The sequence below is a fragment of the Rhizobium sp. WSM409 genome (assembly GCF_057653825.1).
Genome location: NZ_CM172794.1, coordinates 3,505,001 through 3,521,877 on the forward strand (window position 1 = coordinate 3,505,001; position 16,877 = coordinate 3,521,877).

Sequence of the window (16,877 nt, forward strand, 5' to 3'; positions counted from 1 at the left end):
CAGGAGAACAGTCAACACACCCAACCAAAGTTTTTTGACATTTTTGTAACAGGTTGATTCGGCTGGCATTTTTGCCGGTCGATATTATCCACAGGGCGCCCTTTCGGGACGCATTCCCGAAAATTCCTTTATCAGTTGGTCAAAAATCCATCGGCAAGTCGTTCTCGACCCCCGAAAGATCATAAGAAAACAGGATCTTGCGCGAAATTATGGTTAACGGAGGATTAAAGCGCCTCCGACCGGCAAGCTTTAAATTTCCGTCACAAATCAGCGGCTGAGATTTCGGAACCTATCACCGAGTTGGGTGTTGTCTTTCCCATTGAAGGAAGGAGACCGACATGGCTGCCAATACCGATGATATCAGAGCATCTGTCAGTAAGGACATCGCCGCACTCCAACAGGAAGTCTCGCGCCTGCAGAAGATGATTTCCGCTCAGGGCGCTGAAGCCTATTACGAAGTGCGTGGCCGCGCCGGCAAGGTCTATGACGAAGCCCTGCCCCGGGCAAAGAACGCCGTCGCCCAGATCCGGGCCGAAGGTGTGGCTGCCGCCGACGCTGCCCGCGAGCATCCAACTGCAACGACCACTGCCCTGGTGCTTGCAGGCGCCATTGGCTTCCTTGCCGGATACCTGCTTTCCGGCAGTCCGCAGCCGCAGCCTCGCCATTGGTGGCGCTGAACACGCCATATCCACCCATAAACCAGTCTTTTGCGCACCCGCCGATCCGTTTTTCGGCAGGGTGCGTAAATGCTTATGTCTTAGAAAAACCAATTTTTAATGCCAGCTATGGGAACATAAAAAACGAAGGGAGGACTACCATGGAAAACAAGAGGGCCAACTGCATTATCGAAGTCAGTGTCGACAGCGCCGATGGCCGCTATGCGGTCGGCATTATGAATATGCGCCAGGCACTCGATCTGCCGGAAATGCCTAGTCTGTCCTACACACATCCGGACCCGGTCAAGGCCGCCGCCGGTATCGTCGTCAGCCGCAAGGAACTGGCCGGCTTCATGGTCTGCCGCTGAGGCAGCGCCACCCTAACAAAGCCGCGACGGCGCTTTATCCAAAGCGCTGAGCCCTTTTTGCAGCGCCTGTTATTCCCCTCGTTTTTTATTCACGCTGCTGGCATCCTTCTGTCGTTCATGCCAAGAAAACGGCATCAAAAGCAGGATAAGGATGGCAGATGAGGGAGCGGCGCCCACCGCACAAGACGCGTGAACGGACAAAGCCCGCCGATAACGCCGCGGCCAAACGGGTCACCCTTCCCCGTGCCCTTTCCAAGCTCGGTTATTGCTCCCGCACGCAGGCCGAACGCCTGATCGCCGAAAATCGTGTTGCGGTTGACGGCCGAACCGTCAGCGATGCCTCCGCATGGGTCGATCTTGCCACGGCAAGCATCAGCATCGACGGCCTTGTCATCGCTGCCGAAGCGAAAATCTATCTGATGCTCAACAAGCCCCGCGGTCTCGTCACCACCCGCCACGATCCGGAAGGCAGGCCGACGGTCTATGATTGCCTCAGGGATTTCGACATCCCGCATCTCTCTCCGGTCGGCCGGCTCGACAAGGCGAGCGAGGGCCTGCTGCTTTTCACCAACGACACCGAATTCGCCCAGATCCTGCTCGATCCGGTCACGCATGTGACGAAGACCTATCATGTCCAGATCGACCGCATCATGGACGACGAGGACATTGCCGCGATGACAGCGGGCATCCGCCACGACGGCGAGCTGCTGACGGCGACCGCCGCGCGGCGCCTGCGCCAGGGCGACAGGAATTCATGGATCGAGGTCGAGCTCGACGAGGGCCGCAACCGCCAGATCCGCCGCATGCTGGAGGCGCTCGGAACCGAATGCCTGCGCCTCGTGCGCGTCGCAATCGGCGGGCTCGAACTCGGCGAATTGCCGAAAGGCGCCGTGCGTGCGCTGACCGAACCGGAATTGCAGGCACTGCGCCGGAAAACCGGCATGGAAAGGACGAGACGCAATTGACCGCTGTGACGGAGATGGCGCCGCATGATTTCTGGCAGGAGCTTCACCCGCCCGGCACCTTTGCCGGCAATGGTGAATTCACCTCCTTCTATGTCGCCACGCTCGAAGACGGCCGCCAGCTTCGCCTGCCGATCCGTGAGCTGGCGGATGGCGACCGCGCCCTCGCCTCGCTGATCGTCAACCAGGCGAGCTTCGCCGTGCTCGATGCGCTCGCCGAAAGCCTCGCCGAAAAGATCAGGCCCATGCGCATCGACGTCGTCGCCGGCCTGCCGACGCTCGGCCTGACGCTGGCCGCCGCCGTGGCGCAGAAGCTCGGCCATGGCCGCTATGTTCCGCTCGGCACCTCGCGCAAATTCTGGTATCGCGACGAGCTCTCCGTCGCCCTGTCTTCGATCACCACGCCGACACAGCAGAAACGCCTCTATATCGATCCGCGCATGCTGCCGCTGCTTCAGGGACGGCGTGTCGCCCTCATCGATGACGTCATTTCCAGCGGCGCCTCGATCGTTGCCGGTCTTCATCTACTGACAGGCTGCGGCATCGAACCCGTCGTCATTGGTGCAGCCATGCTGCAATCGGAGCGCTGGCGCGAAAGCCTCGCAGCCGCCGGGCCGCAATGGAGCGCGCGCACCGTCGGCGTCTTCGCAACCCCCATTCTGGAGCGGAACGCCAAGGGCCGATGGCAGGCACCACCAGCCTGACGCGAGATATGAGGATTGTTCAATCTTTGCCTGAAGGCGCCTCTGTACAGCGCATGAGGAACGATTACAGTCCCGCCTGATCGATGAAACAACGGATCTGCCCATGTCGTTCGAGCAAGCATCCCTGCTGATCCTTCTGCTGGCGATGCTCATTCTCTTCTCGCTCAATCGCATCCGCATCGAAGTCGTCTCGATCGCCGGCCTGCTTGGCGGTTATGCGCTCGGCCTTTATCCCGCCGATCAGATCTTCACGGGCTTCGCCAGTCCCGTCGTCATCACCGTCGTCGAGATCCTGCTGATCGTCCAGGTGCTGGCGCGCGCCAAGCTCTTCGACAGTCTCGCTGCCCGTTTCGCGGCAGCAAGACCCAGGGACTTCACCGTCATCGCCTGCACGTCCGCGCTTGCCGGCTTCATGTCGATCTTCATGAACAATATCGGCGCCTTTGCGATCACCTTACCGGTCGCGCTACGTCTCGGCACGGTCCTGACGATCCCCCGCCGCCAGCTCGTCATGCCGGTCTCGTTCGCGGCCCTGCTCGGCGGCCTCGTTTCGCTGATCGGCACGCCGGCCAACCTGCTCGTCAGCGATGCGCTCGCCAAGGCGACCGGAACCGGCTTTCACTTCTTCGATTTCGCCTATGTCGGCCTGCCGATCGCCATCGCCGGCATTCTGCTCATCGCCTTTCGCGTGCAGCGCCTGTTTCCGGAACCCGACGAAACACCGGTAAAAATCTCTCCGGCCGCGCGCCGCATCGTCGTCGAGCGTCGCATCCCTGACGTCTCGCCGCTGATCGGTGTGCGACTTTCCGATTGCCCGGTGCGTTTCGGCATCAAGCCGCATGCGCTGATCCGCGGCGACAGTTTCGTCTTCGGTCCGCTCGACCAGTCGGTGATCGAACCCGGCGACGTGCTGCTTGCCGAAGGCGCCGATGCGGTCTTTGCCGGCCTTGCCGCCACGCAGGCGCTGATCGCCGATGCCCATCCGCATGGCCTGCAGCCGGATTTCACCCGTGTCGAAGCCGTCGTGATGCCGGAGAGCACGTTGGTCGGTTCGCGCGTCGGCTCGCTCGAAGTCTTCCACCATCGCGGCATCGCGGTCGCCGCCCTTTCCATGCGCGCGCTACGCATCGAGGGCCGCTTCCTCGACCTGCAATTGTCGATCGGCGATATATTGACGCTGGAGGGGCCGCGCATTGCAGTCGGCGAAGCGTTAGAGGAAAGCGAGTGCCTGCCGCTCGCCTCGACAGCACCGAGCGAACCGGCGCCGCTCCTATCCTGGCGGCCCTTCGCGCTCTTTGCCTGCGGCGTCGCCGCCTCGGCGTCCGGCCTGCGTCCCGACGTCGCTTTTGCCGGCGTCGTGCTCGTGCTCGCTCTGCTCAATCACCTCAACATCCGTCAGGCGATGGCCGATCTCAACTGGCCGATCATCATCATGCTGGCGGCGATGATCCCGATCGGCCAAGCGGTGGCGACCACCGGAGCGGCCGAAACCATTGCCGGCTGGCTCAGCCTCGTCGTGCCGATCACCCATCCGCTCTTCGGCATCGCCCTCATCCTTTTCCTGGCCATGGCATTGACGCCTTTTGTCAACAACGCGACGGTCGCAATCGTCCTGACCCCGATCGCACTGGAATTCGCAAGAGCCGGCAGGCATGCGCCGGACGCCTATCTGATCGCGGTCGCCGCCGGTGCGTCGCTCGATTTCCTGACGCCCTTCGGCCATCACAACAACACGCTGGCAATGGGCATCGGCGGTTACCGCTTCGGCGATTTCCTGCGCGCCGGCTGGCCGCTTGCCGTCGCAAGTTACGGCCTCGCCCTGCTTCTTACCGGTCTGTTCTGGCTGTGATGCGATACCCGATCGGCTTGACTTCCCCAGCAATGAAACTAGAGCAGGAAGTCTTCACCCAATAATTAAGGACAGTCGAGCGCCGTGCGAATTCTCTCCGAAGCCCATTTCCCGGAATTGCCGAACTATTATCGCGGCAAGGTGCGCGAGAATTACGATCTTCCGGACGGACGCCGCATCATCATCAGCACCGACCGGCTCAGCGCTTTCGACCGCATCCTGACCTGCATCCCCTATAAGGGCGAGGTACTGACGCAGACGGCCCGCTACTGGTTCGAGGCGACGAAGGACATCTGCCCGAACCACGTTCTCGACTATCCCGATCCGAATGTCGTCATCGGCAAGCGGCTCGACATCCTGCCGGTCGAGATCGTTGTGCGCGGTTATCTCGCCGGCACCACCGGCACCTCGATCCTGACGCTTTATAAGAAGGGCGAACGCGAGATGTACGGCATGCGTCTGGCCGACGGCATGCGCGACAATCAGATCCTGCCGGAACCCGTCATCACGCCGACCAGCAAGGAATTCGACGGCGGCCACGATGAGCCGCTGACCCCGGCCGAAATCGTCACGCGTGGCCTTCTCACGAATGAACAATGGCAGACGCTGTCGACATATGCGCTCGCCCTCTTTGCCCGTGGCCAGGAGATGGCGGCGAAAAACGGGCTGATCCTGGTCGATACCAAATACGAGTTCGGCACCGATGGTGACGGCAACATTATCCTCGCCGACGAGATCCACACGCCGGACAGCAGCCGCTACTGGCTTGCCGAAAGCTATCCGGCAAGCTTTGCCGCCGGAAAACGCCCGGAAAGTTTCGACAAGGATTTCGTCCGCGCCTGGGTGGCGGAGCGCTGCGATCCCTATAAGGACGAAATCCCGGAAATCCCCGCCGAACTGATCGACCAGACCTCGGCCGTCTACATCAAAGCCTACGAGTCGATCACCGGCGAGCGCTTCGTTCCCGATGATAGCGGCGAGACGCCGCTTGCCCGTGTCCGAAGCAACCTCGCCCGCTATTTTCCTTGAAAAGGCGAACGCGAAGGCCGCCAAGCTGTTCACCGGCTTGCGGCGTTTCGCCCAATCGCGCTAGAGCGCCGAGCGTCCAACAGGACGCGCTAAGGACGCTCTATCACTTTGAATTGGCGCATAATCCTTTCCGAAAATCGATTCCGATTTTCGGGGTTATGCGCTAGCATCGAAAAAAAGGGGTATCGGGCTCAGCCCGGCGGGGAACAGATGGTAAGAAGGCCAAGACGCAAGGCCGAGGAAACGCGGGAAGACATTCTCTCCATGGCGGAGATGCTGTTTCGCGAGCGCGGCTTCGTTGCGGTGTCGATCGCCGATATCGCCGGTGCGCTCCACATGTCGCCCGCCAATGTCTTCAAGCATTTCCGTTCCAAGGTGGCGCTCGTCGATGCGATCGCAGGACGCCATCTCGACGATGCTGCCGAGCGCTTCGCCGCCTTCGATGAGAAGCTGCCGCCGAAGGAACAACTGCTCCGCTTCATCCTGCGCCTGCTGGAAAGCCACCTGCAGGACATCCAGAAGAACCCTTATATCTTCGAAATGGTGCTTTCGACGATCGAAGCCAAACTCGAGGCCGGCAATCGTTATCGCGCCCGCATCGAGGCAAAGCTCGGCGAGATCATCCGCGAAGGCATGGCGGAGGGAAGTTATCATTGCCGCGATCCCGAAAGCGCGGCGCATACGGTGGCAGATGTCCTGGCCTGCGTGCTGCACCCTGTCCTGATCGCTCGCGACGACAAGGAGACGCTCGTGCACCGCGCCGAAAAAATCGTGTGTTTCGTCCATGCCGCACTGCAAAATAGCGCTTGCTAAGTGATGATTGCTGAATTACGTCACTTCGTAAAGCTTTTCTTAAATTCGGATAACGGCATTTGAAGCCAACCCAATCCTGACGCTTATAAAAGCCTGCGCTCGATCAAGCCGAGCCCGTGGGCCGAGCTCGTGGATTGAACGGCGATTGCCACCGCACAGGAATTCAGCATGATACGGCGTGCCCTCCTCATCTCCTCGGCCCTGGCATTCGCAGCCCTTCTCGCCGCCTGCAGCGACAGTGGCTCCAAGCCCGCCGGCAATGCGGGTGCAGGCGCGGCGCAGCAGGCTGCCCCCGTCGGCGTCATCGCGCTGACGAAGGGCACCTTCCCGATCACCACGATCCTGCCCGGCCGCGCCGAGACCTTTCAGACCGCCGATATTCGGCCGCAGGTGAGCGGCCTGATCCGCGAGATCGCCTTTAAGGAAGGCGGCGAAATCAAGAAGGGCGATCTTCTCTACCAGATCGAGGATGCTCCCTATATCGCTGCCGTCGAGCAGGCCAAGGCGGCGATTTCCAAGGCGCAGGCGAGCGTGCCGAGCGCTGAAAGCAATCTCGACCGCTACCAGCGCCTCGTCGGCAGCGGCGCCACCCAGATCGAATTCGAAACGGCCAAGACGACGCTGCTCCAGGCCAAGGCCGAAGTCGAGTCGGCGAAGGCCGCGCTGTCCGCTGCACAGATCGACCTCGACCACACCAGGATCGTCGCCCCTTTCGATGGCATCATCGACCAGACGGCCGTTAATGTCGGCAATGTCGTCTCTGCCAACCAGACGACGGCGCTGACGACGATCCGCCAGCTCGATCCGATCTACATCTCGCTGACGGAATCGAGCACCAACCTCTTGAAGCTGCGCGATGCGATGGCCGCCGGCGACATCAAGGGTGAAGCCAATGTCGTCTTCCATCTGATCCTCGAAAACGGCAAGGAATACAACCAGCAGGGCAAGCTCGACATGTCGAAGCAGGTGGTCAGTGAGACCACAGGCACCTTCATCATCCGCGTGCTCTTTCCCAATCCCGACCGTATCGTGCTGCCCGGTATGTATGTCCGCGCAACCGTCGAGCTCGGCGCCGAGGCCGGTTATGCGCTGCCGCAGCTGGCGACGAGCCGTGACGCCAACGGCCGGCTGACGGCACAATTCGTTTCCGCCGACGGCAAGGTCGAAACCCGCGCCTTCGAGAACAGCTCGCCCTCCAACAATTCCTGGCTCGTGACCGAAGGCATCAAGGACGGCGATCAGCTGATCGTCAGCGGCCTGCAATCGATCACTTCAGGCATGCCGGTGAAGCCGGTCCCGATGAAGATCAACGACACCGGCGTGGTCATGCCTGCCGAGCAGCCCGCGGCCGGTGACGCGCAGAAGCCGGCAGCGAAGTAATCGCTGCAGGCCCGCATCGTCACCGTCTCAGCCGCACAGGAATAACCGATGGCCAAGTTTTTCATCCGACGTCCGATTTTCGCTTGGGTCATTGCGATCACCATCATGCTCGCCGGCCTGCTGGCGATTTTCACGCTGTCGATCTCGCAATATCCCGACATCGCCCCGACGACGGTTCGCATCAACGCCACCTATCGCGGCGCCAGCGCCGAGACTGTCGAGAAATCGGTGACGACGATCATCGAGGACGGCATGACCGGCCTCGACGACCTCACCTACATGACCTCGACCTCATCGACGGGTTCGGCCAGCATCCAGCTCACCTTCGGAACGAGCGCCGACCCCGATATCGCCCAGGTGCAGGTGCAGAACAAGCTGCAGCTGGTTCAGTCGCAGCTTCCAAGCGACGTCATCGATGCCGGCATCAGCGTCACCCGCTCGACCTCGAGCATCCTTCTCGTCGGCTCGCTCGTTTCGACCGACGGCAAGCGCAATTCTGTCGACCTCGGCAATATCATGTCGACCTCGATCGAGGATCAGATCCAGCGCCTGGAAGGCGTCGGCAGCATCAATGTCTTCGGTTCAGGATACGCCATGCGCGTCTGGCTCGATCCGTTCAAGCTGCTGAAATACCAGTTGACGCCGAGCGACGTGACGTCAGCCATCCAGGCGCAGAACACCCAGGTCTCCGTCGGTTCGCTCGGTGCCCAGCCGACGATCCCCGGCCAGCAGATCAACGTCACCATCACCGCCCAAAGCCAGCTGACCACCGTCGCCGATTTCGAGCACATCATCCTGAAGGTCGAAAAGGACGGCGCGACGGTGCGCTTGAGCGACGTCTCGCGCATCGAGATCGGGCAGGAAAGCTACGGCGGCAGTTCGCGCTACAACGGCCAGCCGTCGACCGGTTTCGCCGTCAATCTTGCAATTGGCGCCAACGCCATCGATACCGCCGCCCGTGTGCGCTCCGCGCTCGAGGTTATCGGCCGCGGCCTGCCGGCAGGTGTCGAGATCACCTATCCCTACGACACCACGCCCTTCGTGGAACTGTCGATCGAGAAGGTCGTGCACACGCTGATCGAGGCGATCGTGCTCGTCTTCGTGGTGCTGCTCGTCTTCCTGCAGAATCTCCGGGCGACGCTGATCCCGACGATTGCGGTTCCCGTGGTGCTGCTCGGCACCTTCGGGGTGCTGGCGGTCACCGGCTATTCGATCAATACCTTGACGATGTTCGCCATGGTGCTGGCGATCGGCCTTCTCGTCGACGATGCCATCGTCGTCGTCGAAAACGTCGAACGCATCATGTCCGAAGAAAAGCTTTCGCCGCTCGAGGCAACGGAAAAATCGATGGGCGAGATCACCGGCGCCATCGTCGGCATCGCGCTCGTCCTCACCGCCGTCTTCATTCCGATGGCCTTCTTCGGCGGTTCGACCGGCATCATCTATCGCCAGTTCTCGATCACCATCGTCTCGGCCATGCTGCTGTCGGCGCTCGTCGCCCTCGTGCTGACGCCCGCACTTTGCGCCACGATGCTGAAGCCGGTCGGCGAACACAGGAAGCACCGCGTCGGCGACTGGTTCAACCGCAACTTCACGCGCTCGACCAACGGCTATATCACCACCATCGGCTATCTGCTGAAGCGTCCGATCCGCGTCATGCTGGTCTTCCTTCTGGTCGGCGCCGGCTGCGCCTATCTCTTCACCCGCCTGCCGAGCTCCTTCCTGCCGCAGGAAGACCAGGGCGTGCTGCTGACCATCGTCACCACGCCGCCGGGCTCGACCACGCAGCAGACCCAGGCAGTCGTCGAAAAGGTCGAGAAATACTATCGTGAAAACGAGAAGGACGCCGTCGATTCCGTGTTCGGCGCGCTCGGCTTCGGCTTCAGCGGTTCCGGCCAGAACAGCGCCATCGTCTTCACCAAACTCAAGGATTTCTCGCTGCGCACCGATCCGACGCTGAGCGCCCAGTCAGTCGTCAACCGTGCGCTTGGCAATTTCTTTGCGATCCGCGAGGCGCAGGTCTTCGCGTTGCTGCCGCCGGCGATCCAGGGTCTCGGGGTGTCGAGCGGCTTCTCCATGTATCTCGTCGACACCGGCGGCCACGGCAATGACGCCCTGACGGCCGCCTCCAAGCGGCTGATCCAGATGGGCAATAGCTCAGGCAAGATCGTGGCGCTGCGCAGCAGCAACAAGGAAGTCGAGCCGCAGATGCGCATCGTGCTCGATCAGGAAAAGATCGGCGCCATGGGCGTCGACATCGCCTCGGTCAATTCGATGCTGTCGATCATCTTCACCGGCCGTGACGTCAACGACTTCACGCTGAACGGCGAGATCAAGCCGGTCTACGTCGAGGGCGATGCGCCCTTCCGCATGCAGCCGAGCGACCTCAACCACTGGTACGCCCGCAACAATGACGGCGAAATGGTGCCCTTCTCCGCCTTTACCCGCACGGAATGGGTGAAGGGCGCGCCCTCGCTTGCCCGCTTCAACGCCGTCAGCGCCATTCCGCTCGACGGCGCTTCCGCACCCGGGGTTTCTTCCGGCGATGCGATGAACGAAATGGAAGCACTGACCAATCAGCTCGGCGGCGGTTATACGGTCGCCTGGCAGGGCATCTCCTATCAGGAGCGGCTGTCCGGTTCGCAGGCGCCGATGCTCTACGCGATCTCGGTACTGGTCGTCTTCCTCTGCCTGGCAGCGCTTTACGAAAGCTGGTCGATCCCCTTCTCGGTGATCATGGCGGTGCCTGTCGGCATCCTCGGGGCGCTGACGGCGGCAACCCTCTTCGGCCAGGCGAACGACGTCTATTTCAAGGTCGGCTTGCTGACCACTATCGGGCTGGCGGCGAAGAACGCCATCCTGATCGTCGAATTCGCCAAGGACCGCATGGAAAGCGGCATGGGGCTCTACGAGGCGACATTGGAAGCGGCGAGATTGCGCCTGCGGCCGATCATTATGACCTCGCTTGCCTTCATTCTCGGCGTCGTGCCGCTGGCGATCGCGACAGGCGCGGGCTCGGCGGCACAGAATGCCATCGGCATCGGCGTTCTCGGCGGCATGCTGGCGGCGACAATGCTCGGAATTTTCTTCGTGCCGTCGTTTTTCGTCGTCATCCGACGCATCTTTGCCACACGCGGCAAAAATGCGGCAGGACTGTGATATAAATGCACTGTGATAATGCTGTTGCCGTTGCTACATTGCGCCCGACTGCTTCGGAATGGTGTTTTTGGTAGAACGAGGCGCGGCGGCCGATAGTGAAGCATGAAGCTTTGGACAAGAATTGACTTGCTCGAGTACAGGATGAAATGAATGGTATCTCTTCGTTTTGCCACACCGGCATTATTGTTATTGTTGTCGGGCTGCGTTGTGGGCCCGGATCATGTTCCTCCTGAGATGCCGCTGCCCGCCAAATTCGGAGAGGGTGGAACCAAGAGTGATGGCGATGTTACCACCGTAGCCTGGTGGAGCGCCTTCAGAGACCGCAAGCTGGACGGCCTCGTCCAGTCCGGCCTCGACCAGAACCTGTCAGTCCAGCAGGCGATCGAACGCATCAATGCGGCTTCCGCCAACGTCACCGTCGCAGGAGCCGGCGCCCTGCCGAACCTGACCGTCGGCGCCTCGCACACGGTCAGCGGCCAGAAGGGCGAGCTGCGCACGCAGTTCGACACGCGCAACACCAGCGGCGGCGAAGCACAGCTGACCTGGCTGCTCGATATTTTCGGCCTCTACAAGCGCAACACCGAGAGCGCTCTCGCTTCGCTCGATTCTGCTTACGCATCGGCAGACGTTGCCAAGCTGACCCTCGTGCAGGACCTCGTCTCCAGCTATATCGACGTTCGTTATTATCAGCAGCGCCTGGCGCTTTCGAAGGCCAACCTGAAGTCCCGTCAGGAAACCTACGAACTGACCAAGTTCCAGCTGGAAGCCGGCGCCGCCTCGCGGCTCGACGTCGTTCAGGCCGAGGGCCTGGTGCAGTCGACGCTCGCCGAAATTCCCGGCCTCGAAACCAACATCCGCATTTCGGCCCATCACATCGCCACGCTGCTCGGCCTGCCGGCTGCAACCCTTGTCGATGATCTGCTGAAGGGCTATGGCCAGCCGGTATTCCGCGGCGGCATCACCTCCGGCATCCCGGCCGACCTGATCCGCAACCGTCCCGACATCCGTGTGGCGGAACGCGACCTCGCAGCTGCAACGGCCCAGATCGGCGTCGCCCAGGCGCAGCTCTATCCGAGCATCTCGCTCAGCGGCTCGATCTCGCCGGCCTACATCAACCAGCGTGGCATCCACGGCGGCCTGACGCCCTGGTCCTTCGGCCCCACCCTCAACCTGCCGATCTTCGATGGCGGTACCCTGCGCGCCGGCGTCAAGACGGCGCAGTCCAATGCCGCAGCGGCCTATCTCAACTGGAAGTCGACGGTACTGACCGCGATCGAACAGGTCGAGAATGCACTTTCGGCTGTCCGGCGCGACGCCCGCACGGTTTCGGCGCTTCAAGCCCAGGTGAAGACCACACAGGAAACGCTCGAACTTTCGACCGCATCCTACAAGGACGGCGCTTCTTCGCTGCTCGACGTTCTAGACGCCCAGCGCCAGGTTTCGCTCGCCCAGGCAAGCCTTGCCGCAGCCGTCCAGCAGATGGCCAAGGACTACGTGTCGCTGAACATCGCAGTCGGCGGCGGCTTCGCCCCCGGCGGCAAGACCACCGCACCGGCGGTGAAGGTTGTGGCTGTCAAGGGCTGACAACTTCTTCAATCGATCTGAAAGTACAAGGCCTCGCGATTGTCTCGCGGGGCTTTTTCTTATCCGCCGCGTGCCGTAGCCGAATAACTGCGGATAAGATGAATTCGGATTCGACAGGCGGGATAAGCTGAGCTATCACTTTGATTAAACGATTAATCAAGGTGATCGTCAATCATGGCAGCACCGCGCCCGGGACCGAACCTCAGCAGGATAGCAACGTCGCTCGGCGTCTCCGTCGCCACCGTCTCCAATGCGCTTTCCGGCAAGGGCCGGGTTTCCGGCCAACTGGTTGAAAGAATCCGCGAGCATGCAGCCGAGCTCGGTTACGTCCCGAGCCAGGCCGGGCGGGCGCTGCGGACCGGCCGCAGCGGCGTTCTCGGCCTGGTGCTGCCCGATATCGCCAATCCGCTGTTCCCGAAGATTGCGCAGGCGATCGAATTCGCTGCCTCCGCCGCAGGTTACGGCGTGCTGATCGCCGATTCCCGCGGTGATGTCGCCGCCCAGACCGAGGCTATCAACCGGCTGGTCGAGCGCGGCGTCGATGGCATGGTCGTCATTCCCCGCCGCGCCACCCGCATTTCGTCCGCCGCCTGTCCGGTCGCCGTCATCGACACTCCCTCGACGCCCGGCAACACCGTTGCCGCCGACCATTGGCAGGGCGGCCATGAAATCGCCGGCCATCTCGCAGGCCTCGGCCATCGCCGTATCCTCATCATCGGCAACAATCAGGAATCCAACGTCCAGAACGACCGTGCCGGCGGCATTCGCTCCGGCATGCGCCCGGGCATGCATTCGGAAACGCTGTGGATCGACAGGTTGGAGCAGGAGAACGGCAGCGGCTGCCCGCTCGGCCTCGCCGAAAAAGTCGGCCAAGGTTTCACCGCCTTCGCAGCCCTCTCCGACCTGCAGGCGCTGCGGGCGCTGACGGAGTTGCAGCAGGCGGGCATCAACATTCCCACTGACGTCAGTGTCGCCGGCTTCGATGACCTCATCTGGTCGCCTGTTGTTACGCCGTCGCTGACGACGGTCCGGATGGACATGGATAGAATTGCCGAAATTGCGGTGTCCGCGCTGGTGGATACCATAAGAACAAGCAGCATCCGGGAGGGCGTGCTCGTTACCGCGAAGATCGAACGCGTCGCCATGCAGCTAGTCGTCCGCCAATCATCCGGGCCTGCGAAACCGGCACAAAAGACTTCAGAGATGGAGAACATGTAAGATGAAAAAAGCTTTCATTGCCTGGGCAGCCCCCCTCCTCGATACGGCGCTCGCCTTCGATCTGCCGGTTGCCGGCGCGGCAAGCCTCAAACAGTTCGGGTGAAATCATGGGCGTCTGGATCGACACGGACATGGGCTTCGACGACATCGCCGCCATTATGGTGGTGGCACAGTCTGAATTCGAGATCGACGGCTTATCGCTGGTCTTCGGCAATACGCCGCTGGCGCAGGTGAGGATAAACGCCGCCGGCGCCGCCAGCGCCTTCGGCTGGAAATTCCCCATTCACACTGGCCGCGCCACGCCCGTGCTCGGCAAGCTCGAAACTGCTCAGGCGATCCTCGGCGAAACCGGCATCCCGACATTAGGTAGGAGCCTGCCCAAGGCTCCCGCCCTTGCCGAAAGCGATGCCTTCGCGGCACTCTGCCGCTGGCTGGAGCGCCAAGGCGAGCACCGCATCCTGGCGCTTGGCCCGCTGACCAACATCGCCGCTGTGGCGCTTGCCCGGCCGGATCTTGCTGCCCGCATCACCGAACTCGTCTGGATGGGTGGCGGTGTCACGTCAGGCAACCATACGGCCTCCGCCGAGTTCAACGCGCTCGCCGATCCCGAGGCCCTGTCGATCATCATCGCCCATGGCCTGCCGCTGCGCATGGTCGATCTCGACCTATGCCGCAAGGTACTGGCCAGGCCCGAAGACGCCGAGCCGGTGCGCAATGCCGGCGGCGCCAATGCCGAGCTGATCGCCGATATGTTTTCGGGCTATATCCGCATCGGCACCAGTCGCGGCCGCCCGGCCATGGCGATTTACGATCCTTGCGCCGCCGTCGCCTTCGTCGCTCCGGATATCGTCAACTTCCGCCCCGCCCGTATCGACGTCGAGCTGCAGGGCGCCTTGACCCGCGGCCGTACCGTCGTCGAGACCCGCGCCACGCATGCGACCTTCAATGCGCAATTCGCCGCCGACATCGATGCCGACATGGCGCGTGTCATCATTCTCGCTGCCCTGGTCAACGAGGCCCGCAAATGAACGTCCCCGCTCGCCAAGAACCCGCCGATCTCAACGATCCTGCCTTGCGGGCCCGCGCCGTCACCGCTGCGCGCGGCGACGCCCCTTTCGACATGCTGATCACCGGCGGCCGGCTGCTCGATGCGGTGACGGGCCTGATCCGGCAAGCCGATATCGGCCTCGTCGGCGCGCTGATATCAAGCGTTCATGCGCCGGCAAGCCGCACGGATGCCGTCGAGATCATCGATGCGGCGGGCAGCATCCTGACGCCCGGCCTGATCGACACGCACATGCACATCGAAAGTTCGATGGTGACACCGGCCGAATATGCGAGCGCTGTCTTGCCACGCGGCGTCACCACGATCGTCTGGGATCCGCATGAATTCGGCAACGTCCATGGGCTCGACGGCGTGCGCTGGGCGATCGAGGCGGCACGCTCTCTGCCTCTGCGGATGATCCTTCTCGCGCCCTCCTGCGTGCCCTCCGCGCCAGGCCTGGAACTTGCCGGCGCCGATTTCGATGCCTCCATGATCACCGAGATGCTGCACTCCTCCGCCATCGGCGGCGTCGCCGAAGTCATGAACATGCGCGGCGTCATCGACGGCGATCCGCGCATGACTGCCATCGTCAATGCCGGCCTTGCCGCCGGCAAGCTCGTCTGCGGCCATGCCCGCGGCCTCGAAGGCGCCGATCTCAACGCCTTCATGGCATCGGGTATCACCTCCGACCACGAACTTACCTCCGGCGCCGATCTCCTCGCCAAGCTTTTCGCCGGCCTGGCGATCGAGCTGCGCGGCTCTCACGACCATCTGCTGCGGGAGTTCGTCGAGGTGCTGAACGGTCTCGGCCACCTGCCTCCGACCGTCACGCTCTGCACCGACGACGTCTTTCCGGACGAACTCCAGGAAGGCGGCGGCCTCGACGACGTCGTCAGGCGCCTGGTGCGCTACGGCATGAAGCCGGAATGGGCCATCCGTGCCGCGACCTTCAACGCTGCACAACGTCTGAAGCGCTCCGATCTCGGCCTCCTCGCTGCCGGCCGCCGCGCCGATATCGTGCTCTTCGAAGACCTCGCGGAATTCCGGGCGCGGCAGGTGATATCAGGCGGCCGCCTCGTCGCCCGCAACGGCAGCATGCAGGTGGCCGTCAAGCAGATTGATACGGCGCCGCTTGTCAATTCGGTGAAGCTGCCGCGGCTGACCGAGAATGATTTCCGCATTCCGGCGCAGGGCGAGCGCGTCCGCGTCGCCACCATCGACCGCCCGCGCTTCACGCAATGGGGCGAGGCCGAAACCGAGGTCAGGGACGGCTTCGTCGTGCCGCCGGCCGGCAGCGCCATGATTTCAGTCGTCCATCGCCACGGCAAAGCAGATGGTACCCCGCGCATCGGCTTCCTCACCGGCTGGGGTGAATGGCGCGGCGCCTTCTGTACTACCGTTTCGCATGACAGCCACAACCTCACCGTCTTCGGCGACAATGCGCACGACATGGCGCTCGCCGCCAACGCCGTCATATCAGCCGGCGGCGGCATGGCGGTCGCCAAGGACGGTAGGATCGAGGCACTCCTGCCGCTGCCGCTCTCCGGCCTGGTGACGGATGCATCGCTGCAGGACACCGCCCTGGCCTTCGCCGGCATCCGCAAGGCGATGGAAAAAATCGTCAACTGGAAGCCGCCCTATCGGGTCTTCAAGGCCTGTTTCGGCGCAACACTCGCCTGCAATATCGGCCCGCACCAGACCGATCGTGGGATTGCCGATGTGGTGACCGGCAAGGTGCTGGAAAATCCTGTTCTAAGTTAGATAGTGAGAGCATATGCCGTCCGAAAACCGCTTTCCCTTTCGGCATCATGCTCTGAGATCTTGTAAGCCGAGGAAAGCGCGGCTCCGCCAGCAAGCGTGCCGTGTGCCCCCAAACGCCTAACCGATCGAACCATGCACCGTTACGGCAAATCCCGGTATGGGTGTTCGATGAGGTTGATCGCAGCCAGCCCGTCGGGTCCTGCTACCGGCATTTTCGGCCCCCGGTTCGGATGATTGTTGCAAATCATTCTTAATTGCACAATAGTCGAAGCAAGGGTCGTCAAGCATTTTTTGCAAATCATTCTGAATCGCAACTTGTTCGACCCTCAACAGCTTTTGCAATTCGGTC

13 protein-coding genes are annotated in these 16,877 nt (G+C 62.1%); all 13 read left to right on the forward strand.

The genetic code is table 11. The features are described from left to right. Window positions 1–338: 338 nt before the first annotated feature. Window positions 339–677, forward strand: coding sequence for a hypothetical protein (locus tag AC25BC_RS17430; protein WP_011653302.1), 339 nt, complete (start codon window positions 339–341; stop codon window positions 675–677). A gap of 140 nt (window positions 678–817) precedes the next feature. Next, the gene (locus tag AC25BC_RS17435; RefSeq protein ID WP_012758797.1) at window positions 818–1,024 is read left to right on the forward strand and encodes a hypothetical protein; all 207 of its coding nucleotides are present in this window, start codon (window positions 818–820) and stop codon (window positions 1,022–1,024) included. Window positions 1,025–1,182: 158 nt separating this feature from the next. Next, a complete protein-coding gene (locus AC25BC_RS17440; protein WP_012758798.1) occupies window positions 1,183–1,989 on the forward strand; it encodes a pseudouridine synthase in 807 nt (268 codons plus the stop codon). Window positions 1,990–2,003: 14 nt separating this feature from the next. Further along, window positions 2,004–2,690, forward strand: coding sequence for a phosphoribosyltransferase (locus tag AC25BC_RS17445; RefSeq protein ID WP_128438564.1), 687 nt, complete (start codon window positions 2,004–2,006; stop codon window positions 2,688–2,690). Window positions 2,691–2,793: 103 nt separating this feature from the next. Next, the gene (locus AC25BC_RS17450) at window positions 2,794–4,539 is read left to right on the forward strand and encodes an SLC13 family permease (RefSeq protein WP_128438519.1); all 1,746 of its coding nucleotides are present in this window, start codon (window positions 2,794–2,796) and stop codon (window positions 4,537–4,539) included. Between the two features lie 84 nt (window positions 4,540–4,623). Beyond that, window positions 4,624–5,568: a phosphoribosylaminoimidazolesuccinocarboxamide synthase gene (locus AC25BC_RS17455; protein WP_113548269.1), complete on the forward strand. Its 945-nt coding sequence runs from the start codon at window positions 4,624–4,626 to the stop codon at window positions 5,566–5,568. A 210-nt stretch (window positions 5,569–5,778) separates the two neighbouring features. Continuing rightward, window positions 5,779–6,381: a TetR/AcrR family transcriptional regulator gene (locus AC25BC_RS17460; RefSeq protein ID WP_012758802.1), complete on the forward strand. Its 603-nt coding sequence runs from the start codon at window positions 5,779–5,781 to the stop codon at window positions 6,379–6,381. 168 nt (window positions 6,382–6,549) lie between these two features. Then, window positions 6,550–7,761 carry an efflux RND transporter periplasmic adaptor subunit gene (locus tag AC25BC_RS17465; protein ID WP_012758803.1) on the forward strand — a complete coding sequence of 404 codons (1,212 nt, stop codon included), beginning with the start codon at window positions 6,550–6,552 and terminating at the stop codon, window positions 7,759–7,761. Window positions 7,762–7,809: 48 nt separating this feature from the next. Further along, entirely contained in the window at window positions 7,810–10,920 is a 3,111-nt protein-coding gene (locus tag AC25BC_RS17470) for an efflux RND transporter permease subunit (protein ID WP_012758804.1), read from the forward strand. 150 nt (window positions 10,921–11,070) lie between these two features. Further along, window positions 11,071–12,504 carry an efflux transporter outer membrane subunit gene (locus AC25BC_RS17475; protein WP_012758805.1) on the forward strand — a complete coding sequence of 478 codons (1,434 nt, stop codon included), beginning with the start codon at window positions 11,071–11,073 and terminating at the stop codon, window positions 12,502–12,504. A gap of 174 nt (window positions 12,505–12,678) precedes the next feature. Beyond that, complete coding sequence (locus AC25BC_RS17480) at window positions 12,679–13,722, forward strand: LacI family DNA-binding transcriptional regulator (RefSeq protein WP_012758806.1); 1,044 nt, start codon at window positions 12,679–12,681, stop codon at window positions 13,720–13,722. A gap of 107 nt (window positions 13,723–13,829) precedes the next feature. Next, the gene (locus tag AC25BC_RS17485; protein WP_012758808.1) at window positions 13,830–14,750 is read left to right on the forward strand and encodes a nucleoside hydrolase; all 921 of its coding nucleotides are present in this window, start codon (window positions 13,830–13,832) and stop codon (window positions 14,748–14,750) included. Next, on the forward strand, window positions 14,747–16,528 hold the full coding sequence (locus AC25BC_RS17490) for an adenine deaminase (RefSeq protein ID WP_128438520.1): 1,782 nt from the start codon (window positions 14,747–14,749) through the stop codon (window positions 16,526–16,528). Before AC25BC_RS17485 ends, AC25BC_RS17490 begins: the two co-directional genes overlap by 4 nt. Window positions 16,529–16,877: the final 349 nt, after the last annotated feature.